The 26,315-nt window shown below is 57.5% G+C and carries 21 protein-coding genes; 13 read left to right on the top strand and 8 right to left on the bottom strand.

Annotated elements, in window-relative coordinates:
• Window positions 1–9: 9 nt before the first annotated feature.
• On the top strand, window positions 10–2,796 hold the full coding sequence (gene fdhF / locus ACRZ91_RS17175; RefSeq protein WP_480907325.1) for a formate dehydrogenase subunit alpha: 2,787 nt from the start codon (window positions 10–12) through the stop codon (window positions 2,794–2,796).
• Window positions 2,797–2,849: 53 nt separating this feature from the next.
• On the opposite strand, the gene ACRZ91_RS17180 is transcribed toward fdhF, so the two are convergent.
• From ACRZ91_RS17180 to ACRZ91_RS17190, 3 genes are all read right to left on the bottom strand, one after another.
• The gene (locus ACRZ91_RS17180; RefSeq protein WP_480907327.1) at window positions 2,850–6,932 is read right to left on the bottom strand and encodes a translocation/assembly module TamB domain-containing protein; all 4,083 of its coding nucleotides are present in this window, start codon (window positions 6,930–6,932) and stop codon (window positions 2,850–2,852) included.
• The gene (locus ACRZ91_RS17185) at window positions 6,932–8,737 is read right to left on the bottom strand and encodes an autotransporter assembly complex protein TamA (protein WP_480907328.1); all 1,806 of its coding nucleotides are present in this window, start codon (window positions 8,735–8,737) and stop codon (window positions 6,932–6,934) included. The genes ACRZ91_RS17180 and ACRZ91_RS17185 overlap by 1 nt, the downstream gene beginning before the upstream one ends.
• Before the next feature lie 153 nt (window positions 8,738–8,890).
• Window positions 8,891–10,114, bottom strand: coding sequence for a urate hydroxylase PuuD (locus ACRZ91_RS17190; protein ID WP_480907329.1), 1,224 nt, complete (start codon window positions 10,112–10,114; stop codon window positions 8,891–8,893).
• Between the two features lie 96 nt (window positions 10,115–10,210).
• Between ACRZ91_RS17190 and ACRZ91_RS17195 the strand changes: the two genes are divergently transcribed.
• Window positions 10,211–11,125 carry a LysR family transcriptional regulator gene (locus ACRZ91_RS17195; protein WP_480456778.1) on the top strand — a complete coding sequence of 305 codons (915 nt, stop codon included), beginning with the start codon at window positions 10,211–10,213 and terminating at the stop codon, window positions 11,123–11,125.
• A 2-nt stretch (window positions 11,126–11,127) separates the two neighbouring features.
• Here ACRZ91_RS17195 and uraH read toward each other — a convergent pair whose 3' ends face one another.
• Window positions 11,128–11,484, bottom strand: coding sequence for a hydroxyisourate hydrolase (uraH, locus tag ACRZ91_RS17200; RefSeq protein ID WP_170774878.1), 357 nt, complete (start codon window positions 11,482–11,484; stop codon window positions 11,128–11,130).
• 163 nt (window positions 11,485–11,647) lie between these two features.
• On the opposite strand from uraH, the gene puuE reads away from it, so the two are divergent.
• From puuE to ACRZ91_RS17215, 3 genes are all read left to right on the top strand, one after another.
• Complete coding sequence (gene puuE / locus ACRZ91_RS17205) at window positions 11,648–13,066, top strand: allantoinase PuuE (protein ID WP_480907332.1); 1,419 nt, start codon at window positions 11,648–11,650, stop codon at window positions 13,064–13,066.
• Complete coding sequence (locus ACRZ91_RS17210; protein ID WP_480907334.1) at window positions 13,063–13,548, top strand: ureidoglycolate lyase; 486 nt, start codon at window positions 13,063–13,065, stop codon at window positions 13,546–13,548. Before puuE ends, ACRZ91_RS17210 begins: the two co-directional genes overlap by 4 nt.
• Before the next feature lie 67 nt (window positions 13,549–13,615).
• Window positions 13,616–15,043: a nucleobase:cation symporter-2 family protein gene (locus tag ACRZ91_RS17215; protein WP_170774872.1), complete on the top strand. Its 1,428-nt coding sequence runs from the start codon at window positions 13,616–13,618 to the stop codon at window positions 15,041–15,043.
• A 40-nt stretch (window positions 15,044–15,083) separates the two neighbouring features.
• On the opposite strand, the gene ACRZ91_RS17220 is transcribed toward ACRZ91_RS17215, so the two are convergent.
• From ACRZ91_RS17220 to ACRZ91_RS17230, 3 genes are all read right to left on the bottom strand, one after another.
• The gene (locus tag ACRZ91_RS17220; RefSeq protein WP_170774870.1) at window positions 15,084–16,073 is read right to left on the bottom strand and encodes a glyceraldehyde 3-phosphate dehydrogenase NAD-binding domain-containing protein; all 990 of its coding nucleotides are present in this window, start codon (window positions 16,071–16,073) and stop codon (window positions 15,084–15,086) included.
• 54 nt (window positions 16,074–16,127) lie between these two features.
• Window positions 16,128–16,451 (bottom strand): hypothetical protein, encoded by a 324-nt coding sequence (locus tag ACRZ91_RS17225; RefSeq protein ID WP_010438086.1) that lies wholly within the window; start codon window positions 16,449–16,451, stop codon window positions 16,128–16,130.
• A gap of 91 nt (window positions 16,452–16,542) precedes the next feature.
• Entirely contained in the window at window positions 16,543–17,376 is an 834-nt protein-coding gene (locus ACRZ91_RS17230; protein ID WP_480907336.1) for a bifunctional allantoicase/(S)-ureidoglycine aminohydrolase, read from the bottom strand.
• A 745-nt stretch (window positions 17,377–18,121) separates the two neighbouring features.
• Here ACRZ91_RS17230 and ACRZ91_RS17235 point away from each other — a divergent pair.
• From ACRZ91_RS17235 to ACRZ91_RS17250, 4 genes are all read left to right on the top strand, one after another.
• A complete protein-coding gene (locus tag ACRZ91_RS17235) occupies window positions 18,122–19,357 on the top strand; it encodes an acyl-CoA dehydrogenase family protein (RefSeq protein WP_480907338.1) in 1,236 nt (411 codons plus the stop codon).
• 16 nt (window positions 19,358–19,373) lie between these two features.
• Window positions 19,374–20,174: a thioesterase family protein gene (locus tag ACRZ91_RS17240; RefSeq protein ID WP_480907340.1), complete on the top strand. Its 801-nt coding sequence runs from the start codon at window positions 19,374–19,376 to the stop codon at window positions 20,172–20,174.
• Window positions 20,175–20,244: 70 nt separating this feature from the next.
• Window positions 20,245–20,892, top strand: a complete 648-nt coding sequence (locus ACRZ91_RS17245; protein ID WP_480456767.1) for a DUF1007 family protein — start codon at window positions 20,245–20,247, stop codon at window positions 20,890–20,892.
• Window positions 20,877–21,815, top strand: a complete 939-nt coding sequence (locus ACRZ91_RS17250) for a nickel/cobalt transporter (protein WP_480907342.1) — start codon at window positions 20,877–20,879, stop codon at window positions 21,813–21,815. Before ACRZ91_RS17245 ends, ACRZ91_RS17250 begins: the two co-directional genes overlap by 16 nt.
• Before the next feature lie 2 nt (window positions 21,816–21,817).
• Here the strand turns inward: ACRZ91_RS17250 and truA are convergent, their stop codons facing one another.
• Entirely contained in the window at window positions 21,818–22,585 is a 768-nt protein-coding gene (truA, locus tag ACRZ91_RS17255) for a tRNA pseudouridine(38-40) synthase TruA (RefSeq protein WP_480907344.1), read from the bottom strand.
• A gap of 107 nt (window positions 22,586–22,692) precedes the next feature.
• Here truA and ACRZ91_RS17260 point away from each other — a divergent pair, with 107 nt between their 5' ends.
• From ACRZ91_RS17260 to ACRZ91_RS17275, 4 genes are read left to right on the top strand one after another with little or no spacing between them, the layout of a single operon-like run.
• Entirely contained in the window at window positions 22,693–24,108 is a 1,416-nt protein-coding gene (locus ACRZ91_RS17260) for a YcjX family GTP-binding protein (RefSeq protein WP_480907346.1), read from the top strand.
• Entirely contained in the window at window positions 24,105–24,560 is a 456-nt protein-coding gene (locus ACRZ91_RS17265) for an N-acetyltransferase family protein (RefSeq protein WP_480907348.1), read from the top strand. Before ACRZ91_RS17260 ends, ACRZ91_RS17265 begins: the two co-directional genes overlap by 4 nt.
• Window positions 24,553–25,542, top strand: coding sequence for a YcjF family protein (locus ACRZ91_RS17270; RefSeq protein ID WP_480907350.1), 990 nt, complete (start codon window positions 24,553–24,555; stop codon window positions 25,540–25,542). Before ACRZ91_RS17265 ends, ACRZ91_RS17270 begins: the two co-directional genes overlap by 8 nt.
• Window positions 25,543–25,596: 54 nt before the next feature.
• Entirely contained in the window at window positions 25,597–26,307 is a 711-nt protein-coding gene (locus tag ACRZ91_RS17275) for a VIT1/CCC1 transporter family protein (protein WP_480907352.1), read from the top strand.
• Window positions 26,308–26,315 lie beyond the last annotated feature (8 nt).

The following is a 26,315-nucleotide window of genomic DNA, read 5'->3' on the forward strand; positions in this document are numbered from 1 at the left end:
GACAGAGCCATGCTTGATGCAAGCCCGAACAAAACCGTCACCTTCAACCTGAACGGCGAAGATGTCACCGTACCCGAAGGCTGGACCATCTGGGAAGCCGCCAAGGGACAGGGATTTACTATTCCGCACCTGTGCCACAAACCGCAACCCGGTTACAAACCCGACGGCAACTGCCGCGCCTGTATGGTCGAGGTGGAAGGTGAGCGCACGCTGGTTGCCTCCTGCATCCGCCCGGCGGCGGACGGTATGGTCGTGAAAACCGACAGTGATCGGGCCGAGAAATCGCGCGCCATGGTCATGGAGCTGTTGGTCGCGGATCAGCCTGAGGAAGCACACGACACCTCCAGCCACTTCTGGGATATGGCCAAGCTGAACCATGTCAGCGACAGCCGTTTCCCGGCGAAAGAGGCCGAGAAAATCCCGCTGTTGGATGACAGCCACGTTGCGATGCGCGTCAATCTGGACGCTTGCATCAACTGCAACCTCTGCGTCCGGGCCTGCCGCGACGTGCAGGTCAACGACGTGATTGGTATGGCCGGACGTGGCCACACAGCGCAGGTGGTGTTCGACCAGAACGACCCGATGGGTGCTTCGACCTGTGTGGCTTGTGGTGAATGCGTGCAGGCCTGCCCGACCGGTGCCTTGATGCCAGCAACCGTACTGGATGACCAGCAGCGAGGCGACAGCAAGGACTACGACTCAGAAACGGAAAGCGTCTGCCCGTTCTGCGGCGTGGGCTGTAAGGTTTCGCTCAAGGTCAAAGACGGCAAGGTCAAGTATGTCGAAGGTATCAACGGTCCAGCAAACGAAGGCCGTCTGTGCGTCAAAGGCCGCTTCGGATTCGACTACATCCACCATCCGCATCGCCTGACCAAGCCGCTGATCCGTCGTGAAGATGCGCCTGAGAAGGGCCTGAATGTCGATCCCGGCAACCTATCAACTCATTTCCGCGAAGCGACTTGGGAAGAGGCGATGGATCTGGCCGCCACCAAGTTGAAAGCCCTGCGCGAGGAAGACCCGCGCAGCGTTGCGGGCTTTGGTTCGGCCAAGTGCACCAATGAAGAGGCGTATCTGTTCCAGAAGTTCATCCGTCAGGGTTTCCGCCACAACAATGTCGACCACTGCACCCGCCTGTGCCATGCGTCGTCGGTTGCGGCCCTGATCGAAAACGTCGGCTCCGGCGCCGTTACTGCGACCTTCAACGAGATCGAAAACGCGGATGTGGCGATCATCATCGGGGCCAACCCGATCGAGAATCACCCCGTAGCCGCGACTTACTTCAAGCAGTTCACCAAACGCGGTGGCAAGTTGATCGTGATGGACCCGCGCGGCGTCGGCATGCGCAAGTTTGCAGATGAGATGCTGCAATTCCGTCCGGGAGCGGATGTCTCGATGCTCAACGCGATCATGAATGTGATTGTGGAAGAGGAGCTCTATGACAGCCAGTACATCCACCGCTGGACCGAGAACTGGGAAGCCGAGAAAGAGCATCTGCGCCAGTTCACGCCCGAAGCGATGTCGCCGATCTGTGGTATTGAACCGGATCAACTGCGCCGAGTGGCGCGCACCTTTGCACAAGCCAAGGCCGGTCTGATTTTCTGGGGTATGGGTGTCAGCCAGCACATCCACGGAACCGATAATTCGCGCTGCTTGATCTCGCTGGCCTTGATGACCGGTAACGTTGGCAAGCCGGGCGCGGGTCTTCACCCGTTGCGGGGTCAGAACAATGTTCAGGGCGCCTCAGATGCGGGTCTGATCCCGATGTTCCTGCCGGATTATCAGTCAGTCACCGATGACAGCATCCGGGCTAAGTTCAACAATGTTTGGAACGATGAACGCGACTTCTCGAACGAGAAGGGCCTGACGGTCACCGAGATCATCGATCAGGCTTACGCAGGCAACATCAAGGGCATGTACATTCAGGGTGAAAACCCTGCCATGTCTGACCCGGATGTAGGCCACGCGCGTGAGGCTCTGGCCAATCTGGAGCTGATGATCGTGCAGGATATCTTCCTGACCGAAACGGCGAACTATGCCGACATCATCCTGCCCGCCTCGGCGCTCTATGAGAAGAACGGCACCGTGTCCAACACCAACCGTCAGGTACAACGTGTGCGTCCTGCTGTGACGCCTCCGGGTGAGGCGCGCGAGGATTGGAAAATCACTGTCGAGCTTGCGCAGCGCATAGGTCTGAACTGGGAGTACACGGACGTGTCCCAGGTCTTTGCCGAGATGAAGCTGACCATGGCCTCGCTCGACAATATCACTTGGGAAAGGTTGGAGACCGAGACCATCACCTATCCCTCGCTCAGCGAAACCGATCCGGGACAGGCCATCGTGTTCGGTGACGGGTTCCCGCGCGCAGATGGTCGGGCCCGGTTCACCCCGGCCAGCGTCATTCCGCCGGATGAGGCGCCGGATGACGAGTACCCGATGATCGCCACCACGGGCCGGCAGCTGGAACACTGGCACACCGGGTCGATGACCCGCCGGGCCACTGTTTTGGACGCCGTAGAACCTGAAGCGAACTGCTCGATGAACCCGCGTACGTTGAAACTGATGGGGATTGAGCCGGGCGAGATGATCCGTCTGACTACTCGCCGCGGTTCGATTGAAATCATGGTGCGAGCCGACCGAGCGATTGCCGAGGATATGGTGTTTATACCATTCGCCTATGTCGAGGCGGCGGCGAATATCCTGACCAACTCGGCCATCGACCCATACGGCAAGATCCCCGAGTTTAAATTCTCGGCCATTCGTGTCGAAAAGATCGAAGACGCCATCGCGGCGGAATAAACTTCACGTACTATTAGAAAGGGCGGCTCATTTGAGGTCGCCCTTTTTTGTGATCAGTAATCCCGTTCGAAGAATATACCCAACCCCGTCTCACCCCGGCCATCCACCGTACCACGCACTGTAAAGCTGTCGGTGACGTCCAGGTTCAAATTCACTTCGGTATCGCCTTCGGTATTGACGGTGAAGTCGGTATAGAGGTTGTCGCTTAGATATGCGCCTGCCCCTAGGCTGCCACCGCCGCCTTCCGTTGCGCCAAGGTCTACAGTGTCAAGCCCCGTAGCCTCGCGCACGCCCTTGGTTGCATCCCCACCCGCGCCGCTGAGCTGGGCCAGTGAAGCCGCCATCTGCGCGATCACAAAAGGCGACAACTCCGAAAAACGGTTGCCGAACAGCAGCATGGCCAGTGCTTCTTCGGTCGGGCGTTCGGGGTCTGAGAACACGTCCACTTCGGGCGAATCCAGAGGACCTGCGATCTCAATGGTGGCTGTACCGTCCGAGGTGCTGGTCGAAGATTCAAACTCGATATAGGGGGTCAGGTCGCCTTGCAGTGTCACCAGACCCTTGGTCAGCGCAAGACGACGGCCCAGAATGTCGATGTTACCCCGGATCAATTCGATCTGACCCGATGGGACGACGGATGTGGTGGTTCCGCCAATCTGAATGCGCCCTCCCAATTCGGCGTTGACACCTCGGCCTCGAACAAACACGGCTTTGGGGGCAAGCAGGCCGATGTCCAATGACATGCGCGAGTTGCTTTTGGCTTTGTCTTCGGTTTCGACCAGATTGGCACGTTCCCGCGTCACAAAACCGGCACGGCTTTCGTTAATATGGTCGATTGTTGGGATTGGTGCTGCGCCAACTGCGCCTGCCGCTGCGGCAAGGTTTATGTTGGTTTCGCCAAAGTTTATCTGACCGGCCAGAGCACTGTTTCCAGCCAATGCCCCGGTCAGGGCAATCTGGCCGTTCAATGTGGTCTCATACAAAAGCCTGTCTGTCAGAACGAGATTATTGAGCTTCGTGGTGATCTGAGTGTTGAAGGGCGAGGTCAGATTGATCGGGCCATTGACGGTGAAGCCTCCTCCTGCCCGCAGGCCACCCTGCAGTGCAACAGTTGCACGGCTTTGCGCGATGTTGATCGTTCCGCCGATATCGGTGATCGTTTGCCCCACATCTGGCAGCGCCATTGATGCGCCGGATGTTGAAATCGTTCCGCTGAGCGCATCCAGTGCAGGCGCCCCTTTCAGGGCTAGATCGAACCGAGCTTTACCCGCCAGGCTATTGGGTGAAATAAACGCATTGGCGATACCTATGTTGATACCGCCTTGCATCTTCAAGTCTGCCTCGCCGCTACTTTCATCAAAGGTACCCGCGACCGTAGTGTTGATCTCGGCGGGGCCGTCGGCTTTGGCGTCGATAATCCACTTGCCTGCATCACGGCGAGCATTTCCATTGGCAGACAGGGTTCCAGGGAAATCGGGGATCAGACGTTCGAGCCGATTGATCTTGGCTTCAAAATCAAAGTCGGCTGAACCATTGGTGTCAACGGTTCCCGACAAGTCGGCATAAGAGCTCTCAGGTCCTTGCAAGCGGGCGTTGCCCTCAAGGCCAGACCCGGTCGGGGCGACATTGCCATCAAGTTTTAGCGGGCCGGACAGAGTAGGCGAGACCCGACCCACATTGTCCAGCATGGCCGAGAAATTCAGGCCTCCTGCTTCACGGTCCAATCGTCCCGATGCATCTGCAGTCAGCGCTGTTCCGTTCAGATTGAACGTGCGGATGTTAAGACCTTGATCGTCGTTTGCGGCATCCACGTTTAGCGTTGTTCTGCCCTGAACAAGCGCATCAATCACGTTTATACCTGTTCCAAGATCATCCGCGCTGAGGTTGCCAATGATCTCAAAAGTCTTGCTACCTTGCGCGGCTCTGCCTGTGACATCAGCATTGATTGATCCCGTCAGGTCGCGCCCGACGAGGCCTGAGAACACTGACAAATCCGGTGCCGCTACCTTGGCACTGCCGTCTACGGCAATGTCGCCGATAGGATCATTAATCGTAGCACCGACCTCGGCGGTCAACGCGGCGCTTTTGATTGTAGCATTTCGGACGACGACCTGATCGCCGGAATGTGCGCCGTCCAGATTGATCGATACCCGGCCTCTCAACAGCGGATCGAACTCAATCATCCCTGTTTCGATATTTGTACCGATTACGCTGGCCTGGCCGTCAAACTCCAGTGTTTGTACGGTGCCGTTGCCATCCAGCCGGGCCTGCACCGCACCGGAGAGATCACGCTTAGCGAGGCCAGAGAATACCTTCAGATCGGGGGCGTTGACGTTGGCCTGCCCATCGATCGTCATGTTGCCATTAAGGGTCGTGACCGTACCGCTGGCCTGAGCAGTCAGTGCATCACCACTGATCGAAAGCTCCCGTATGGACACGCCATGGGTTCCGCGTTTGGCATCTAACACAATGTCGGTTTCACCGGTGATCATTGGGTCGATATCGTCGCGGCCAGTAACCAAATCGCGCCCGTTTACTGTTAGCTTGCCATCAAAGCTGCGTTCCAGCGGTGAGCCTTTGCCTTCGACTTTGATCGAAGCTTCGCCACCTAGCTGCAGCTGTGCGAGGTTCGAAAACCTCGATAGGTCGGTGGCCTGCAGCAGTGCCGCGCCATCAACCTGCAACCCTGTCTCAAGCCCGCTGATCACGGCATCGGTTTCAAGGGTATAGTCGCTGCCAACCAGTTCGAAACCGGTCAGTTGTAAGGACTGGTCACTGCCATAATCGAACCGTCCATCCAGCGTGATCTGATCCCCAACGGCAGCTTTCAGCGCTGGATCAGTCAAATCGATGCCATTAAGCACAGCCTGGACGTCTCCATCCATCGATAAGCCGCTGGACTGATCCAAGGTGCCCTGCCCAGTAATTCTGGCGTGATCAATATTCAGATTGGGGGTCTCAACGTTGTCAGTTGTCAGGCTCAGATCCCAATAGTTACCGTTTTTGGAGTTGTACAAGGCCGAAATCTGCGCCGCGCCAATGGACGTGTCGCCGCCACTGACGGGCAGAACAACTTTGTCGCCTTCTGGTGGCGTGATGCGGCCTTGAAGGGCAACCAGTTGCAAAGCACCGCCCGAGGCAAGGCTCACCTCGCTTTTCAGTTCCAATGCTTCTGAGGTGATCTCAATGTCCGAGATGTCCAGCGCGCCATCGGAATGGGTGCGCCCGTCCACGAAAAGCCTCGTGTCTGTGCCAAAAAACGTGTCCATCTCTTGGGCCAGGAACGGAGTCAGGTCGCCGCCGACATCGGCAGTAAATGCAATCCCATCGGATGCAGTGCCATTCTCTTCGGCTGTCCGCAGTCGAACTTGGCCAGATACGCGAAGCTGTTGATCGCTGCTCAGCCCGATATCGGCGTTGAAATCTGATACCGGCCCCGAACCTTTTGCGGTAAGTTTTAGCGGCGGGGCATCGGGGATGGACAGGGCCGTTGCGATCAACCCGCCCGAGGCTTCGGCGACGGTGAGGTCCAGGTCGATCTGGCTGTTATCGTTCTGGAATCCGGCTTTGAGATCAATCGTATCACCCGCTCGATCCAGCCGGTCGATATCCAGCGTTGTATCCAGCGTTCCGTCCGCCAGCGAGAGGTTACCATTCACGGCAAGATCAGCCGCAACGCCGATCAATGGCTCACCCAAAGACAAGTCATCGACCCGAAGCTCGCCAATTTCAATGGAAACCGGAAGCTCGGGCAGTTGAAAGGGTTGGGTCTCAGCTGAAGGCGGCGGTGTGTCCTTAGTCGTCGTGCCCGGGGCACGGGCGATGTTAATCTCTTGCGCCGACAATGTATTGACTGAGAATCGACCCCGCAGCAACGCCAGCCGGTTCCAATCCAGCTCAGCATTTTTGATGGTCAGCCAGACACCTTCGTCATCGGCGACGGTAATTTCCTGAATCGTCGCTCGTGAACTCAGCGCGCCTTCCAGACCAATCACCCGCACATTTTGATCGCCACCTGACAGGGTGTCCTGCAGGAACTGCTCGATCATGCTGCCGCCTTCGTCCTGCGCGGTCGCTGCGAAGGGTACGATGATCACTGCTGAACTCAGCAACAGAGGATATATAAAGCGACGCATCAGAAGGCCTGCCCGATCCCGATGTAGAACTGCAGCCCATCGCCCGTGTCACCCTGAACTGGGACGGCGAGGTCAAAGCGCAACGGCCCGAAACCGCCCAGATCATAGCGAATACCTAGCCCGGCGCCAGAATGCTCTTCCGCGCCGCTGCCGATGAACGAGGACGTGTCGACGACGCCATAGTCATAGAAGCCGACCAACGAGATTGTGTCGGTGACTTTGCCACGAACTTCAGCTGACAGTCCCAGAAAGGACTTACCGCCGGCAACACCGTCCCCGACTGGGATGCCGAGGCTTTCATAGGGCTGACCGCGTACCGTTCCCGCGCCGCCCGAGAAGAACAGGAAATCCGGCGTCACACCGTCTGGCGGCGGGCCAAGGACTGATCCAAGTTGAACGCGCCCGGCGAGCACCAACCGGCCGCCTGTGCCTATGTCGTTATAGTAACGCCCGTCAAAAAACATCCTCAGGCCAGTGTCAGAACCAGAGAACCCGACAAAGGGCATTACCTGCGAATCCAGATAGTAGCCACGCGTGGCGCTGACCTTGCTATCCCGTTCATCCCATTCAGACCGGAAAGGCAGGATGAAGTACTGGAACTTGCGGCCATCGCCATAGGCGTCATCCGCGTCTGACCATTGGAAACCGGCTGAGGCTTCGGCATAAAGACGGTTCGAAAAAGTGCGGCGGGCACCGTAGGCAAGCGAAGCGATAGTGACGTTATAATTCTCGGTATTTCGCCGTTCCAGCAGCGCGCTCCAGAATGTATTGTCGTCTGGGCCGAGCCGGTCTGGTTGATCCAGACGCAGGCCAATGCGCCCGTCGATATCCTCGGCGCCGCCAATGTTGCGGATCGCAGCCTCGAACCTTAGCCGCTCTGCCCGCCGGAACACATTTCGATGGGTCCACGTGGCAGTTAAATCCAGCCCATCGCGCGAGGCGATCTCGGCCCCGAATGTCAGCCGACGGGGGGGGAGGTCTTCGAATGTGGCATCGAAATCCAAAGTGCCGTCCGGGTTGGGCTCATCATGTTCCTTAATAGAAACCGTGCTGAATGTGCCGGTGCGCCGCAGTCGGGTTCCAACCTTTTGTACCTGTTCTGGGGAATAAACTTCACCCGAGGGGAAGCCTGCAATTTTTTCGATCGACCGATGGCGAACGTTAGTGTCGCCTTGGATGTTCATTTTGCCGAACCGAAGCCTTGGTCCCGGTGCCAGATCAATTGTGGCATCCAGTCGTGCCTGCGCATGTCGCGCGATTACTCTTTGGTCCGACACCCCTGCCTTTGCGTGGCCCGTATCGCGCCAACCTTGGACCCCTGCGGATGCCGCTTGTTGGATTGCTCCGGTGGTGGCCGTTTTGCCTGTGGCAAATTCCTCGGGTAGCACGGTTTCTGGTGCCAATGGTTGAACGACAGCAGTGCCAAATTTGAACTTCGGCCCTGAAGTCACCAATATCGTTGCACGTTTGAACTGGGTAGGAACATTCAAAGAGTTGATATTTGCAGCTTCCTGCCCGTCCAACTTTATGCTGACGACGGGGCTGAAATACCCTTCGTCATACATGATTTGAACGATGGTGCGGTAGTCGGACAGAGCAGCCGACAGGATTTCCAACGACGTATCCAGTCCACGCGATTCTGAGGTGAAAACCGATGAGGTCTCTTCCAGCCGGTCAATCAGATCTTTAGATGCGCCGGGAGCGGAGAGGGTGGTTTCCAGCGCCGATGCAAGATTGGGAGACAATGCCAAAAGAGCGCAAAAAAGCCAGCTTCTCAGAACGCTGCGCGGTCTGCTCCCTATCATTGTCTGGCTCCAACTGCCCCAAGTCGAAATCACTATGGCCGCGAAACAATAGAAATGCGGCTTGTTGAATTCATTTAGAGCATTTGGCGACGCAAAGGGGAAGAACTAAACCAAACTCAGTTGCTATTATTGGCTCGACCGTGTCCCAATTTTTCACAGATCGGCATTTCGGAACCACCTAATGATCGCGTCGCGATCTTCGGGCTCCATGAAAGTGACGTTTGCAGGGGGCATTGCGTGGGTGACGCCTGATTGCAGATATATCTGCTGCGCGTTCTGCGCGATGTCGGCCTCGGTTTCGAGCAACACACCTTTGGGTGCCCACAGGATGCCTTCCCAGACAGGCTCACGCGCGTGGCACATGGAACAGCGCCCCAAAACAATGTCGTGCGCTTCTTCAAAGCCATCCGCCGCTGCAAATTTCTGTTCATATGGTGTAAGCTGATGCGCTTCGGCCTCTTCCAACGGGTCGTGCATAGAAGCGGTCGACAGCCACATGATGGCCATGAACAGCAGTGCAGTCACCAGCCAGGTCCAGGTTGGATTTCCGGCGCGCGCATGGCGGGTGTTGAAATAGTGGCGAATGGTGACGCCCATCAAAAAGACCAACGCGGCGATGATCCAATTGTACTCGGTGGCAAAGGCCAGCGGGTAGTGGTTCGACAGCATCAGGAACACAACGGGCAAGGTTAGATAGTTGTTGTGGGTAGAACGCAGTTTGGCGATTTTGCCGTACTTGGGATCAGGCGTACGTCCGTTTTTGAGGTCATCCACAACAATGCGCTGGTTCGGCATAATTATGAAGAACACATTCGCCGTCATGATTGTGGCCGTGAAAGCCCCTAGATGCAGCATCATCGCACGGCCGGTGAAGATTTGGTTATAACCCCAGCCCATGGCCACCAGCAGGACAAACAACAGAACCATCAGCAGCGTCGGGCGTTCACCGAGACCAGACTTGCACAGAAAATCATAGACCAGCCAGCCAATGGTCAGCGACGCAGCCGAGATCAGGATGCCCTGCCACAGCGCCAGATCAGCTTTATGCGCATCGATCAGATAAAGCTCGCCGCCAACCCAGTAGACGATCATTAATAGCGCGGCGCCGCTCAGCCAAGTCGCGTAGCTTTCCCATTTGAACCAGGTCAGGTGGTCAGGCATGCGCTCCGGCGCGACAAGATATTTCTGGATGTGATAAAAGCCACCGCCATGGACTTGCCATTCCTCGCCGTCCGCCGGGCCGGGAATATCGCGGTTCAGGCCAAGGTCCAGCGCGATGAAATAGAAGGATGATCCGATCCAGGCGATCGCAGTGATGACGTGCAGCCAGCGCACGCCAAAACCAATCCAATCCCAGAACACGGCGAAGTCGTACATTGATGAGGTCTCCGATAAGTTATCGCCACACTAGGCAAACGGGCTTTTCTTCGGTATTCCCGTATATTGTCAAACTGTATCAAAAAAAACGATAAGATGTCCTATCTCGATAACATTCGAACCTTTGTACGGGTTTATGATCTAGGCAGTATGTCAGCCGCCGGGCGCGATATGCGAATCTCACCTGCGGTGACGTCAGCGCGGATTTCGCAGTTAGAAGATCACCTCGGGGTTCGTCTGTTCCAGCGAACCACACGCAACTTGACTCCAACTGAGCAAGGGCGTGCATTTTACCCCGGTGCAGTCGCAGTTCTGGATGCGGTGGATGAGGCAGAAGCGCAAGTCACACATCTGACCGAAGCGCCGCGCGGGTCGCTGTTCGTCGCAGCGCCCCTGGGTGTCGGACGCCGTCTTCTGGCACCTCATGTGCCTGATTTTCTGTCAGAATACCCTGAGATTGATGTGCGTCTAAGGCTGACAGACCGCTCTGTCGACCTAACCACCGAAGGGTTGGATCTGGCCTTTTTCATCGGTCAGCCCGAAGACAGCACATTGCGCATCCGCAAGATCGCGGATTGCCAGCGCGTGCTATGCGCGGCCCCTGATTACGTCAGCCGTTGTGGGATGCCCGAATCTGGAACGGATCTGATTTCAGGCAAACATGAGTGTTTGAATCTACGCTTCCCCGGAGCGGCAGAGTTTCAGTGGATGCTGGAAACGCTCGATGGCCCGAAACGGTTCGCTGTTTCAGGTCGCTATGAGTGCGACGATGGCGATGTTTTAACCGATTGGGCGTTGTCGGGGCAGGGAATTGCTATGAAACCTGTCTTTGAGGTGTCCGAACATCTGAAGGCAGGACGATTGATCCCGGTGGCGACGCAAACGCCACCGGTGCCGGTTCAAATGGCTTGCTTATATACCCATCGCCGCCACCAAGATCCCAAGGCACGGCTGTTTATGGATTTCATGATTGATCGTATCGGCAAGGTGGTCCGCAGCGCCGAAATCTAGGTCTAGCTGCCCCGATAGGTCGAATACCCATATGGGGATAGAAGCAGCGGTACATGGTAATGGGCATCCGGGTCGGACATACCAAAGCGGATAGGTACCTGATCCAGAAACAGAGGATCATCGCCGTCCTGACCCGTCGCGCGTAGGTAATCGCCAGCAAAGAAAATCAGTTCATACGTGCCGGTTTTGAAGTCGTCCTGCGGTAGGATCGGACTGTTGGTGCGACCATCCTCGTTGGTTTCCATCTCAGCCAGTTTGCGATGAGAATCTCCCGACACTTCGTAAAGAGAGATTTTCAACCCCTCAGCGGGGCAGCCGCGTGCCGTGTCCAGAACATGGGTCGTCAGATAGCCAGCCAAGGGTCTCTCCTATGTGTTTCTTTTGGTGTGCCACAGTCTGGGCCAAACAGCAAAATGGTTGAAATGCCGAAAGAACTGGAAACAGTGTTCGGATTGATTTGATAATCAATGGACCGTTTCTGCGGTAAAGCTGTCAAAACACCTAATCGGACTGGAAGACCCTATGCAGCCGCCTCGTTACCCCCGCGATATGATCGGATATGGAGCCAACCCGCCTGACGCCGCATGGCCCGGCGGGGCGAAACTGGCTGTACAGATCGTGCTGAACTACGAAGAGGGTGGTGAAAACTGTGTTCTGCATGGGGATGCTGCGTCTGAGGCGTTCTTGTCCGAGATAGTCGGGGCGGCGCAATGGCCGGGCCAGCGTCACTGGAACATGGAATCGATCTATGAATACGGCGCGCGGGCAGGATTCTGGCGCCTGCATCGGTTGATGAAAGATCTGCCGATCACTGTCTACGGTGTGGCGACGGCTTTGGCGCGCTCGCCAGATCAGGTGGCCGCAATGAAATCGTCAGGGTGGGAGATTGCCAGCCACGGGCTGAAATGGGTCGAGCACAAGGACATGCCCGAGGATGAAGAGCGGGCTCAGGTTGCAGAAGCTATCCGCTTGCATACCGAAGTTGTGGGGGATCGCCCGCGTGGCTGGTACACCGGGCGCTGTTCGGACAACACTGTGCGTCTGGTCGCCGAAGAGGGTGGTTTTGCCTATGTCGCGGACACCTATGCGGATGATCTTCCATACTGGATGCAGACCAGTGGCCGGGATCAGTTGATTGTTCCCTACACGCTGGATTGCAACGATATGCGCTTTGCCACACCGCAGGGGTTCAACGCCGGGGATCAGTTCTATTCTTATCTGAAAGACAGCTTCGATGCGCTTTATGCAGAAGGCGAAGCTGGCGCACCCAAGATGCTGTCGATTGGTCTTCATTGTCGCTTGATCGGGCGTCCGGGACGCGTCATGGCGCTGAAACGGTTTCTGGATTACGCGCTCGGGTTCTCGGATGTGTGGTTTGCAACGCGATTGCAGATTGCGGAACATTGGGCTGAAACGCACCCGCTGGCTGAGCGCCCAAAACCCTCACAGATGGGCCGCGACGAATTTGTCTCCGCTTACGGAGGTATCTTCGAGCATTCCGCATGGATCGCCGAGCGTGCGTTTGGTCTGGAACTGGGCGCGGCACATGACACGGCGGGTGGATTGCACAATGCTTTGACCCGCATGTTCCGGTCCGCCTCGGACGAGGAACGGCTGGGTGTTTTAACGGCCCACCCCGATCTTGCTGGTAAACTGGCGCAGGCCAAGCGGCTGACACAGGAAAGCACGTCTGAGCAGGCTTCGGCCGGTCTCGATGCGCTGACGGATGACGAACGCGCCACCTTTACCGAATTAAATCAGCGCTACACCGAAAAATTTGGTTTTCCGTTCATTATCGCCGTTAGGGACCACAACAAGGCCTCGATCCTGGGCGCATTTGAGCGGCGGATCGAACAGGATCGCGAAACCGAGTTTGCTGAAGCATGCCGACAGGTCGAACGGATCGCCGAATTCCGTCTGCGCGATGTGCTGCCCTCATGACCCAGATTGTCGCTGAAACGATCTCGACAGCAGCGTTCGCGCCATTTGGCGATCTGATTGATATCTCAGGTGAGCCTGACAAGATGATCAATCAGGGCCAATGCGGCCGTTATCACGACCGGGCTGAACTGGATTTCGGTAACGCGCGTGCCGGTATTAGCCTGTTTAACGCCAACCCGCGCGAATTGCCCTACCGGCTGGAAATGGTCGAGCGTCATCCCGATGGCAGCCAGGCCTTTATTCCGATGACTCACCAGCCTTTTCTGGTGATTGTCGCACCGGATGAGGGCGGAAAACCCGGGCAACCAAGGGCTTTCATCACGCTCCCCGGACAAGCTGTGAACTATCACCGAGGCACTTGGCACGGGGTTCTAACTCCTCTGCACGGGCCCGGCCTGTTCGCGGTCGTCGATAGGATCGGGGACGGTCCAAATCTAGAAGAATACTGGTTCAGCACTCCGTACGAGGTGGTCGACCGCTGAATCCAAATACGAAGCCGCCAAAGAAGCGGTAAGAACCCCATTGGATCTTAGGGAGGACAATGAGATCATGGCCGAAACTTCGATAGGGACCCCCGAACAACTTCGGGACCCGAACTATACGCCCGCCTTACACAAGGCGATACCGCTGGGCATTCAGCATGTGCTGGCGATGTTTGTTTCAAACGTTACACCGGCCATCATCGTGGCCGGAGCCGCCGGGTTTGGATTTGGATCCAATTCCCCCGATTTTCCTGAGCTGCTCTACCTGATCCAAATGTCGATGCTGTTCGCGGGTCTGGCAACCTTGTTGCAGACTGTGACGCTGGGCCCAGTTGGCGCGGCACTGCCGATTGTTCAGGGAACAAGCTTTGCCTTTCTGCCCATCATGATCCCGCTTGTCGCTGGTAAGGGTGTGGATGCTTTGGCAGCACTGTTCGGTGGCGTCCTGATCGGTGGTCTTTTTCACGCCTTTCTAGGCCTGTTCATTGGCAAGATACGTTTTGCGCTTCCGCCGCTGGTGACCGGGCTTGTCGTGACAATGATCGGTTTGGCGCTGGTCAAGGTTGGCATTCAATATTCTGCTGGTGGCGTGCCTGCGATTGGTACTCCGGAATACGGATCGCTGCTCAACTGGTCGGCGGCGTTGGTCGTGGTTGTCGTGACGCTGGGCCTCAAGTTCTTTGCGCGTGGTATGCTGTCAGTGTCTGCCGTACTCGTCGGATTGGCGGTTGGCTACGTCTATGCGCTGATGGTCGGCATGGTGACGTTCGAAGCCATCGGCAACAGCTGGTCGCGGGCCTCGGCATTCGCACTTCCAGTCCCGTTCAAATATGGCTTTGAGTTCTCATTGGCGGCCATTATCGGATTCTGTCTGATGTCTTTCGTCTCGGCCATTGAGACCGTCGGTGACGTATCGGGGATCACCAAGGGTGGTGCAGGTCGCGAGGCGACAGACAAAGAGATCGAAGGTGCAACATATGCCGATGGTTTTGGAACTGCGCTCGCCGGTATGTTCGGCGGGTTTCCGAATACATCGTTCAGCCAGAATGTCGGCTTGATTGCGATGACAGGCGTCATGAGCCGTCATGTGGTGACCTGCGGGGCCTTGTTCCTGATCCTGTGTGGTCTCGTGCCGAAGGTCGGAGCGATCATTCGCACAGTACCCATCGAAGTGCTGGGTGGCGGCGTGATCGTCATGTTCGGCATGGTGGTTGCGGCAGGCATCTCGATGCTGTCGGACGTGGATTGGAATCGCCGCAACATGGTGATCTTTGCGATCTCGCTGTCGATTGGTCTTGGGTTGCAGCTGGAACCTGGTGCGGTCCAGCACCTGCCGGATACGCTTCGCATTCTGATGACAAGCGGCCTGCTGCCAGCGGCTCTGATCGCCATCGTGCTGAACCTGGTCCTGCCTGAAGAGCTGGCAGAAGAATCGACCGAGGAAGTTTCTGGCGGAATGGCCGGTCACGGCTCTGGCAGCCTGCCTCACGAATGAGGCCTATGAACAATCCCGCAGCGCGACGCAGCGCTGCGGGTCACCCCGCTTCGGCCATCAAGCGTGCGACATCCAGCATGCGGGCCGAAAACCCCCATTCATTGTCATACCAACCAAAGACCCTGATTTGGTTCTCTCCGATCATACGCGTCTCGGGCCCGGCCAAAACGAGTGATTCAGGACGGGAGCGCAAATCAGATGATACCAAGGGCAGATCGGTCCAGCCCAGTACGGCAGAAGCTGCGACCGCGTTGCGAAACGCTTGGTCGAACTGATCCGCGCTCTTGCCCCGTTCAAGGGTGGCGACAAGATCGACAGCAGATACGCTGGCCGTGGGAACACGCACCGCAGCCCCTGAAATGCGACCGGCAAGATTTGGCAGCACAACATCGATCAGATGTGTGGCGCTTGAGGTCGTGGGCACCATCGACAACGCACCAGCGCGCGAACGAGCCAGATCCCCGCGTGGCGCATCGACCATAGGCTGGCTGTTTGTATAGCAGTGGATCGTGGTCATGTGCCCGGACACAAGCCCGCCGATTTCATCAATCAGTTTGACGAGCGGTGCCAGCCCATTCGTGGTGCATGACGCATTCGACACGATCCGTGCGTTGCCCAATTGATCTTCGTTTGCACCCAGTACAACCGTGACCTCGGCAGCAGGTGAGGGGCCGGAAATCAGCACTTTGCCCGCCCCGGCAGTCAATCCCCGGCTGGCAACATCCGATGTGCGCGCGATGCCGGTGCAATCGAGCATGACATCGACGCCGGACAGATCGACCTTTGCCAAATCTGCGCTGTGGGACATTGGAACAATCCGGCCATCGATGTTCAATGCTCCACCTTCGGCTGCCACCGAACCTGGATAAGGTCCGAATGTGCTGTCGTACTTGAACAGATATGCGCAGGTTTCGAGCGGTGCGATATCGTTGATCAGCACCAGCTCGATATCCGAATGCTGCGACGGGCCTAGGACCTGTCGCAGGATGGTGCGGCCGATACGGCCGAATCCGTTGATCGCAAGTTTCATGCGCAAGCTATGGCAGGCAGATCATGCGATCTCAATCAAAGTATTGTACCAATTTCAGTTGCAGCTGACCTGTGAAAAGAACTGGCCCGAGATGTTCTGATACATGCTGGAATAGATCGCCTTGCATCCGGTCGCCTGCTGTATCGCAGCCATCGCCTGAATGGTGCGCAGACGTGGCGGGGGGCCAAAGGGGTTCAGATTGTTGTTGTCCCGCGTGGCCCGATAGACCACAGGCGCGTCCGAGACCTGCGTCACCGCCCAGGTACGGCTCATGACGAAAACGGACTTGGTTTCTTCCTTGGCTGCGACCGGCTCGGCGTTGAACGCCGAAAGGCCAAGGGTGGCAACCAGTGCAATCATCGTACCGCGCAGTAACATTGAACAATCTCCAGTGCTGAAAACTTACGTAATTTCATCAGATTCCAGCGATTCTGTGAACCCCTATACCGGACATTAACGCTATGGTCGTCTATCGCGAGGGAACCGAGAGAGGCATATGCCGATTTACATCTTTATATAGCAGATATCGGAACCGACCCGGACCACCCGCATAGCAGGCTTGGGGGCAGAAAGCGCGCAGCCACATATAATCTCCGGCCTCGACCTCGACCCAATCCTGATTGAGTCGATAAACCGCCTTGCCCTCCAGCACGTAAAGGCCGTGTTCCATCACATGGGTTTCTGCAAATGGGATTACGCCACCGGGCTCGAAATTGACGATGTTGACATGCATATCATGCCGCAGGTCATGCGGATCGGTAAAACGCGTGGTAGACCAACGCCCTTTGGTGCCGGGCATCTCGACGGGCGCCACATCGCATTCGTTGGTGATGATCGGATCAGGGGCTGGCAGGCCGGGCACGGCCTGATAGGCTTTGCGAACCCAATGGAACCGGGCAACGGAATCGGCGCGATTGTGTAGGGCCCAGTCACTTCCAGGTGGGATATAAGCATATCCTCCGGTCTCAAGTATGTGCTCCGCTTGGTTCAACGTCAGGGTTACAGAGCCTTCGACTACAAAAATCACACCTTGTGCGTTTGGGTCTGTTTCCGGAGTATCACTGCCGCCACTGGGCTGAACCTCCATGATGTATTGCGAGAATGTCTCTGCAAACCCACTCAGAGGCCGCGAAAGAACCCACAGGCGTGTCCCTTCCCAGAAAGGAAGAAAGCTGGTGACGATGTCGCGCATCGTGCCTTTCGGGATAACCGCATAGGCGTCGGTGAACATGGCGCGGTCAGTCAATAACTGCTCTTGCCCCGGGTGACCGCCTGTAGGTGCATAGTATTTTGGATGTGTCATCAAATGCCTCTGGTTCGTCTTGGGATAATATGAGGCGAACGGGCTGAGGGACCTAGCACCCGCCTTGCAATAGGTTTGTTCGGGATAATTTGAAGGTGACCAAGTTGGGCTTGGCCACACACGCACAGAGGTATATCTATGAGCGTGAAAGTTGTTCAGATCGGCGAGGCCCCATAATGAAAGCCTTCTTTTATTCAGCGCTCGTTACCGTTCTATTACTGGGTTCGAGTGGAATCGCTCAGGCCAAACCGATTTCCCGAATCATCGCGGAAATGGGGTTGAGCCCCGCGGATTTCGAAGTGCTAAGCGCCACCTCGAATGCGTTGTTGTCCTCAGGTTCGCCCTCGGTTGGGCAAGAGAGGGCTTGGCTTAATCAAGATACAGGCTCAAAAGGGACGATCCGGGTTCACAGCGTTCAGAATAATTGCGTAATACTCCAGCATATTGTGCAGCCCGAAGGCGCGGAACAGGCTCGGGATATCAGAACACGCCGTTGCAGAACTGCCGATGGTAACTGGATACTGGCACCTTAAAGGCTGTCACTGGGTCGGCGTCTGACCTCATGTATCTACGCCCGATCCAATCGAGAATTTCTGCCGCGACCTCAGGCACCTCACTGTGATGCAGTGTATGGTATCGTTTTATCTGAATGACGTTCCGTCACCCAACTGGACAGTGTCATAGGTGCTGAGCCATCCTCGGACCCAAGCGTCGGGTGCGCGCGGTGCTGTAGAGAGGACTATACATGACCATGACATTCGGACTGCGCGATGAAAATCGCGCCTTGTTGCAACGTGTTGCTGATATGATCCGGGATGAGGTCATGCCGCTTGAACAGGAGTATCATACGGAGATCAACAAAGGCGATCGCTGGCAATACACCGAGCGTCAGGCCGAAATCCTCGAAGGTCTAAAGGACAAGGCCAAAGCGGCAGGGCTGTGGAACTTCTGGCTGACGGACAGTGATAAGGGCTTTGGCCTCAGTACAGTTGAGTACGCCTATTTTGCCGAAGAAATGGGTAAGACCCCTTTGGGGGCTGAAGTATTTAACTGCTCAGCACCTGATACCGGGAATATGGAGGTCTTTGAGCGCTACGGCTCGGACGCGATGAAGGAACAGTGGCTGAAGCCGTTGCTCGATGGCCAGATCAGGTCGGCCTATCTGATGACCGAACCGGATGTGGCGTCGTCGGATGCAACGAATATCTCGATGTCCTGTGTGCGGGACGGTGCTGACTACATTCTGAATGGTGAGAAATGGTGGTCTTCCGGGGCAGGTGATCCGCGCTGCAAGGTCTATATCGTGATGGTCAAAACGGGCGGAGATGATCTGCAGAAGCACCAGCGCCAGTCGATGATCGTGGTGCCAGCAGGCACGCCTGGCATCGAGATATTGCGGCCGATGGAAGTCTACGGCCACGACGATGCACCTCATGGTCACATGCATATCCGTTTCACAGATGTACGGGTTCCAGCTGAGAACATCCTGCTGGGCGAGGGGCGCGGGTTCGAGATCGCGCAGGGTCGTCTGGGGCCGGGTCGCATTCATCATTGCATGCGCGCCATCGGTCAGGCCGAAGCCGCATTGGAACAGATGTGCAAGCGGTCACTGCAACGCCAAGCATTCGGGAAGAAGCTGGCGCAACTGGGCGCCAATTACGACATCATTGCCGAATGTCGGATGGAGATCGAAATGGCCCGACTGCTGTGCCTAAAGGCGGCATGGTACATGGATCAGGGCGATGCGCGGGCGGCGGCCCCTTGGATCAGCCAGATCAAGGTCGTGGCGCCCAAAATAGCGCTGAAGGTGATCGACGAAGCTGTGCAGATGTTTGGCGCGCAAGGGATCAGCCAGGATACACCTTTGGCCAACGCGTGGACCCATGTACGCACCTTGCGTTTGGCGGATGGACCCGACGCGGTGCATCGTCGCCAGGTCGCCCGTGCCGAACTAAAGAAATACACGCAAGAAAAAGTCTGAGGCAGAAGCAACCGCGATGATATCGGATGTGTTGGGGCAGGCGTATTTTCATCAGAATACGCAAGGTGAGTTTGTCGGCAATGATCCCGCGCGCGGGCCTTGGTCAGCAGATCACTGTCATGCGGGGCCAGTCAGTGGCCTGATTGTGCGAGCGGCCGAGACCGAGGTCGGACCAGATAAGATGTTGACCCGTCTCACGGTCAATTTGCTGCGCCCGCTGCCTTTGACCGGTTTGCGGGTCGCGGCGGAGACCACGCGCCACACAAAAACGCTGGCGACCACACGCGTCACCGTTCATGACCTAGATGATACGCTTTGTGCAACGGCAACTACCATGCATGTGGTGCGCAGGGACCTTGGGTCTGTTCCCAATGTCGACCTGCCTGCACCGCGATTGGAAGATGTCGTCGATGGCCCATTTCCAATCGGTGAAATGCGGCATGATCTGCCTGGTTTTGCCCATCACTCAGAAATTGGCTATCCAGCCGGCGGCAATCAGGGCGCTGGTCCCAAAATCGTGTGGATGCGCACGCCCACCTTGGTTGATGGCGAAGATCCCTCGCCGATACAGGCGCTCTGCCCGCTCGCGGATTGTGGTAATGGCATATCATGGAATGCGCCCACGACCGAGATGGGATTCATGAACACCGATCTGACGATACAAGTCCATCGAGAGCCCACCTCAGACTGGCTGGCCTCCGATTCGATTTCGCACTGGCAGCCGTCGGGGATTGGTATGTCGCAGTCGGTTTTGTTTGACACGCAGGGACCTGTGGGAACGGCGCTACAGACTCTGGTTCTGTTTCCGCCCAATTAACTCGGCTGGAATCAGCGATACTCTGGGGAACCGGATTGCCGATGCCTGCCCCGCACCCTATCTTTACGCTATGCGTTGGATTGCGACCCTTCTAACCTGCTGTCTGCCATTTCCGGTTTTGGCCCACCCGCACGTCTTTATCGACACGGGACTGGAGTTCGTCGTCGATGACGCAGGCAACCTGACCCATGTGCGTGTGACCTGGGCCTATGATGAATTCTATTCGCTGCTGGTGCTGGAAGACATGAGATTGGATCAGGACGGCGATGGCGTGCTGACCGAAGAGGAAGAAAAATTTCTAAGCGGCTTCGATGCGCAATGGGTTGAAGGGTACAATGGCGATTTGGTCATTCGTATGGGCGAGACCGTGATCCCCCTGTCTGGCCCGCTAGAGCCACAAGCGACGACTGAAGATGCACGTATCGTGACCACGCATTTGCGCTCGGTAGAAGGCACGCCCGTTCCGGCAAGTGACCTGTCGATCAAAGCCTTTGATGAGAGCTTTTACACCGCCTACGAGGTGACCCGGCCTGTGACGGTTTCGGGTCCTGTCATCTGTCAGATTGATCGGAGCGATCCGGACATTGACGCAGAACTGGCGCAGATGCAGGCGTTTTTACGGACACTCGATGCCGACTATGACCTCGAGGAGAATGACATCCCTCTGGTTGGTGAGAAATTCGCAACTGAGATCAGACTTTCATGTCCAAATACCTGATCGTTCCCGTCGTCATCGCTTGCGGGTTGCTCCTTTGGTTCTGGGGCAGCGGTGGCTTTGACCATCTGGCTGCATGGGCGGCTGGTGAGCAGCGGGAGTTCCAGAACCAGATCGCCCGCGCCTTGCGCGCGGCCCGGGCCGAGCAGCCCGAAGCTATCGCGACGCTACTGACCGTCTGTTTCGCCTATGGTTTTTTCCACGCCATTGGACCAGGTCATGGCAAGGTTTTAATCGGAGGGTACGGGTTGGGCCGTCGTGTCGCGTTTTGGCGACTATCCGCGATCAGTGTTTTGTCTAGTCTGGGTCAAGCAGTCACGGCAATCGTGTTGGTTTATGCGGGTGTTCTCGTGTTCCAGATGTCGCGCGAGACGTTGGTAGGCACGACCGAACAGGTCATGGCGCCGATCAGCTATGGCATGATTGCGGTAATCGGCTTGTGGTTGATCTTTCGCGCGCTGCGCAGCTTTGTACGGCATCGCAAAAGCCAGACATCGCATACGCACGACCACCATCACCGTGCGCATGATCATGACCACCATCATCACGACCACGAAGTTTGCGCTGACTGCGGCCACCGCCACGGCCCGACTGCCGATGAGGTCGCTCAGGTGGGCAGCCTGCGCGAGGCGTTGATCCTGATCGCTGGCATAGCCGCGCGCCCCTGTACCGGCGCGTTGTTCGTGCTGATCCTGACATGGCAGATGGGTATCGCAATGGTCGGCATCGCGGGCGCATTCGCCATGGCTTTAGGCACCGCAACTGTCACCACTTTGGTCGGTTGGACGTCTTTTGGGTTGCGTGGCGGTTTATTGGCCTCTGCCTCGGCCACGCGCTTTGCATCGGTGCTGGCTCCGACCATCGAACTGGTGGCGGGTCTTATCATCGCCGTGATTGCTAGTGGGTTGCTGTTGCGGGCTTTGTAGACTTAGTCGAAAACCGGCTCTGGATACCCGACCCTTGCCAGATACAATCCTTGCGGCGGGCAAACCGGGCCACAGGCCGCTCGGTCAACCGCCTCAAGCGCATCGCGAACGTCCTCAGGCGTCCATGCCCTAGCTCCCACACGCTCCAACGTGCCAACAAAGCTACGTACCTGATTGTGCAGGAACGATCGGGCGCGAACATGGAAGTGGATTTCGGGGCCAGAGAAGCCCTGCACCCGTTCCACCCGCAACTCATCCAGTGTTTTGACCGGGCTGGCGGCCTGGCAGATGGAGGATCGGAAGGTGGTGAAGTCATGCCGCCCGATCAGCAAATCCGCCCCGGCCTGCATCGCCGCGACGTCCAGAGAATGATTGATCTGCCAGACCTGCCCCTTGTCATGGGTAGCGGGCGCGCGGCGCATCAGGATGCGGAACAGATATTGCCGCTCAAGCGCCGAGAACCGCGCATGCCAGTCATCATCCACCCGTGCGGCTTTCACGATGGCAACGGGCTGCGGCTTGAGGTGATAATTCAACGCCTCAGCCAGGCGGAACGGGTCCCAGTCCTTAACCAGATCGCAATGCGCCACTTGCCCCAGCGCGTGCACACCCGCATCCGTACGACCGGCGGCTGCGATGGTGTGGTCACCGGGTTCGATCCGCGAAAGCGCTAGTTCGATCGCGCCCTGAACCGACGGCAGTTCTTTCTGCCGTTGCCATCCGGCGAACGGTTCCCCTTGGTATTCGACTTGCAGCGCGTATCTGGGCATGGGGCGCTGGTATCGCGCCTTGGTCGGTCGGGCAAGGGGGCGAAAGCTCTGGCAAGTGCGGTAACCGCTACCTATCTTGGCACAAACGATAATTGCGGGGCGACGGCTTGGTCATCTCATCATTGGCAGACAGTTTGGTACGCAGCGTCGAATCCGTGGGCGACCGCGTGTCCGAAACGTTCTTTGAGCCGGTCATACGGCTGGGCGTCACGGGATTGGCGCGGTCTGGTAAAACTGTATTTATCACATCGCTGGTGGCCAACCTCCTGGACCGCGGCCGTATGACCGGGTTGGTGGCGCAGCAAGAGGGGCGGATCACCGCCAGCTATCTGCAACCCCAACCCGACGATACCGTGCCCCGATTCGATTTCGAATCCCATCTGTCAGCGCTCACGGGGCCTACGCCGCACTGGCCGGAAAGCACAAGGGCGGTGTCTGAGCTGCGCCTGTCCTTCAAAGTCCAGCCCGCAGGTCTACTTTCAGGGCTGCAAGGGCCGCGAACATTGCATCTGGACATTGTGGATTATCCCGGTGAATGGCTGCTGGATCTGGCCCTGCTAGACAAATCCTACGAGGACTGGTCGCGTGGCACGTTGGAGCACATATCCAACCGTCCACAAGCAGAGGCGTTTCTGGCCAAGGCCAGAGCGGCCGACCCAACCGCGCCACATGATGAGCCGCAGGCGCAGGACCTTGCTCGCAGCTTCACAGACTATCTAAATGCCGCGCGTGAGGCCGGGTTCTACGACTGCACCCCCGGTCGGTTCCTTCTGCCGGGAGATCTCGCAGGCTCTCCTGTGCTGACCTTCGCGCCTTTGCCGGTGTCTGAAGCATCACGCCGAAGGACGTTGCACCGCGAGATGGAACGGCGCTACGAGGCTTACAAGGTACAAGTGGTCAAACCCTTCTTCCGCGATCACTTTGCCCGGATCGACCGGCAGATCGTTCTGGTCGATGCGCTGGGCGCGATCCACAAAGGCCCGCAAGCGGTTGAAGATATGCGCCGCGCCATGGCCGATATCCTGTCGGCCTTCCGCCCCGGTCGCAATGCGTGGCTGAACAAACTGCTGCTTGGCAAGCGGGTCGAGCGTATCCTGTTTGCGGCCACCAAAGCGGACCATCTGCACCATCTGCAGCACCCACGTCTGACCGCGATTATCGAGGCGTTGACTCGTGAGGCGCGCGACCGCGCCAGCTTCGCCGGTGCCGAGACAGCGGCGTTGTCGCTGGCATCGCTTCGCGCCACCACTGAAGAGGTGCGTAACCATAACGGCGTTGAACTTCATTGTGTGCGCGGCACTCTGTTGGACAGAGGCAAGCAGGCGGCGTTTTATCCCGGCGATTTGCCAGAGGACCCAGCCCATCTGCTTGGCCCCGCGCGAAACGGGGCCGAAGGTTGGTTGGGCGAGGATTATGGCTATATGGCTTTCGCGCCGACGCATCTGACCCTGAATCCCGGAGACGGCCCACCGCATATTCGGTTGGACCGAGCCGCGCAGTTTCTGATTGGAGACAGGCTGTGAACGCGATCCTCCGCCCAGCACGCAGTACCGATGCCGGAACCACAGGCGCAATTCTGCACGGGTTTGCACGGGAAAATGACTGGATGCCAGAGCTACATTCCGAAGCAGAAACCATCGCATTTTGCGGCAAAATGATCGATTTGGGCTGGGTCACGGTGGCCGAGGTGCTAGGCCAGGTCACCGGATTTCTGGCGTTGGACGGGGAAGAAGTGCAGTCGCTCTATTTGACAGCACCGGCGCGTGGGCAGGGGATCGGACAGCAATTGCTTGATCTTGCGAAGACGCAGCGCCCCGATCTCAATCTATATGCGTTTCAGGCCAATCACCGCGCCTGCCGGTTCTACGAACGCAACGGGTTTGTCGAGGTCGCGCGCAGCGACGGGTCCGAGAATGACGAAAACCTGCCAGATATCAAATATGTCTGGACACGTGAGGAGGAGGTCGATGTCTAAGGGCCCCGTGCTGATTGAACTGGAAGACGACACCCCGGCCGCCGATGTTTCAACTGCACCTCCCGTACCTGATATTGCACCTCCTCAGGGGCAGGCGATGCAGGCCGCCGTTCGGTTTGCAGCCCGAAAACCATCGGCCTTGGCGCGCTGGTTTTGGGGTTTGGCGCTTGCAGTCGTAGGCGCGGTGGTCTCGGTTGCGGCGTGGGATTTTGCCATGTCGCTGCTGGAACGCGCCCCAATTCTGGGGTGGATCGTCACGGGCCTGATCGCCGCGCTTTTGCTGGTCGTGCTGGTTATCGCACTACGTGAACTGGCCGCGATTAGTCGCCTTTCTCGCGTGGACGGGTTACGCCGCGCTGCCGATGCTGCGTTAGCAGACGAGGACTTGTCGCAAGCCCGCGCCGTCAGCACACGGCTGATTGTGTTCTACAACGGGCGTGATGAAACCCGCTGGGGCCGCGACCGTTTGACCGAACGCATGGGAGAGCAATTCGATGCCGCCACCCTGCTGAGCTTGGCCGAAGACGAACTTTTGGCCCCGCTGGACGCCGCTGCCAGTCGCGAGGTCGAGGCCGCAGCCCGGCAGGTCGCTACCGTGACTGCTCTGGTGCCACTTGCGCTGGCTGATGTCGCAACAGCGCTGGCAAGCTCAATGCGCATGATCCGACGCATCGCCGAGATTTACGGCGGTCGGGCAGGCTTTCTTGGCAGTTGGCGCCTGACCCGTGCTGTATTTGTGCATTTGGTTGCGACCGGTGCCGTAGCTGTCGGGGATGATTTACTGGAGCCGATCCTGGGCGGCTCAGTCCTCAGCAAACTGTCGCGTCGGTTCGGCGAGGGCTTGGTCAATGGTGCGTTAACAGCTCGCGTTGGCGTCGCCGCGATGGAGGTGTGCCGACCTCTGCCCTTCTCAAAACGCCACAAACCCTCGACGCGGGGCATGATCAAACGCGCACTTAGCGGGCTGTTTTCCAAGAGTTGATCTGGCGCAAGGCTACAATAGCATGGATCCGTCATAAAAAAGTCGGAGCACGCCATGACCGATCACGGCCACAGTCAGCAAGAGATTACCGAACGGATCAATGCCCCGTCTGGACGTGGTGTGTTGCGTGATGTGGTCTATGGCGGCATCGATGGATCGGTCACCACGTTCGCCATCGTCGCCGGTGTCGCGGGGGCGGGGCTATCGCCATTTGTCATCGTAGCGCTCGGGTTGGCCAATGTGCTGGCGGATGGGTTCTCGATGGCGGCAGGCAACTATTCTGGCACCAAGGCTGAGATCGACAACATCCATCGCATCCGCGCCATCGAGGAACAGCATATCAGGCTTTATCCGGACGGAGAGCGCAAGGAAGTACGCGAAATCCTTACGCAAAAAGGTCTGTCGGGCCGCGTGTTGGACGAGGCCACAGATGAGATCACCTCAAACCACGACAATTGGATTAACCTGATGATCGAGGGCGAATACGGGTTAGGCAGCGTCGACCCGCACCCGATGAAAGCCGCAATGGCGACGTTCTTTGCCTTTCTGGTCGCGGGTATGATTCCACTGCTGCCATTCCTTTTCTCGATTGAAGGTGCGTTTACCGTTTCGGCCTGGATGACGGCAGGTGTATTCTTTGCCATCGGAGCCATGAAAAGCCGCTGGTCCCTTGCGCCTTGGTGGCGATCCGGAGCCGAAACACTTCTGATCGGTGGTCTGGCCGCTGGGATCGCATTCTTGGTCGGTTCCCTGTTCCATCCCTGATCGTTGCC

Source organism: Ruegeria sp. O11 (assembly GCF_056535285.1).

Bases quoted from the DNA above. Each gene is read 5' to 3' on its own strand.
- fdhF (WP_480907325.1), top strand. From the start codon at position 10: ATGCTTGATGCAAGCCCGAACAAAACCGTCACCTTCAACCTGAACGGC.
- ACRZ91_RS17180 (WP_480907327.1), bottom strand. From the start codon at position 6,932: ATGCGTCGCTTTATATATCCTCTGTTGCTGAGTTCAGCAGTGATCATC.
- ACRZ91_RS17185 (WP_480907328.1), bottom strand. From the start codon at position 8,737: ATGATAGGGAGCAGACCGCGCAGCGTTCTGAGAAGCTGGCTTTTTTGC.
- ACRZ91_RS17190 (WP_480907329.1), bottom strand. From the start codon at position 10,114: ATGTACGACTTCGCCGTGTTCTGGGATTGGATTGGTTTTGGCGTGCGC.
- ACRZ91_RS17195 (WP_480456778.1), top strand. From the start codon at position 10,211: ATGTCCTATCTCGATAACATTCGAACCTTTGTACGGGTTTATGATCTA.
- puuE (WP_480907332.1), top strand. From the start codon at position 11,648: ATGCAGCCGCCTCGTTACCCCCGCGATATGATCGGATATGGAGCCAAC.
- ACRZ91_RS17210 (WP_480907334.1), top strand. From the start codon at position 13,063: ATGACCCAGATTGTCGCTGAAACGATCTCGACAGCAGCGTTCGCGCCA.
- ACRZ91_RS17215 (WP_170774872.1), top strand. From the start codon at position 13,616: ATGGCCGAAACTTCGATAGGGACCCCCGAACAACTTCGGGACCCGAAC.
- ACRZ91_RS17220 (WP_170774870.1), bottom strand. From the start codon at position 16,073: ATGAAACTTGCGATCAACGGATTCGGCCGTATCGGCCGCACCATCCTG.
- ACRZ91_RS17225 (WP_010438086.1), bottom strand. From the start codon at position 16,451: ATGTTACTGCGCGGTACGATGATTGCACTGGTTGCCACCCTTGGCCTT.
- ACRZ91_RS17230 (WP_480907336.1), bottom strand. From the start codon at position 17,376: ATGACACATCCAAAATACTATGCACCTACAGGCGGTCACCCGGGGCAA.
- ACRZ91_RS17235 (WP_480907338.1), top strand. From the start codon at position 18,122: ATGACCATGACATTCGGACTGCGCGATGAAAATCGCGCCTTGTTGCAA.
- ACRZ91_RS17240 (WP_480907340.1), top strand. From the start codon at position 19,374: ATGATATCGGATGTGTTGGGGCAGGCGTATTTTCATCAGAATACGCAA.
- ACRZ91_RS17245 (WP_480456767.1), top strand. From the start codon at position 20,245: ATGCGTTGGATTGCGACCCTTCTAACCTGCTGTCTGCCATTTCCGGTT.
- ACRZ91_RS17250 (WP_480907342.1), top strand. From the start codon at position 20,877: ATGTCCAAATACCTGATCGTTCCCGTCGTCATCGCTTGCGGGTTGCTC.
- truA (WP_480907344.1), bottom strand. From the start codon at position 22,585: ATGCCCAGATACGCGCTGCAAGTCGAATACCAAGGGGAACCGTTCGCC.
- ACRZ91_RS17270 (WP_480907350.1), top strand. From the start codon at position 24,553: ATGTCTAAGGGCCCCGTGCTGATTGAACTGGAAGACGACACCCCGGCC.
- ACRZ91_RS17275 (WP_480907352.1), top strand. From the start codon at position 25,597: ATGACCGATCACGGCCACAGTCAGCAAGAGATTACCGAACGGATCAAT.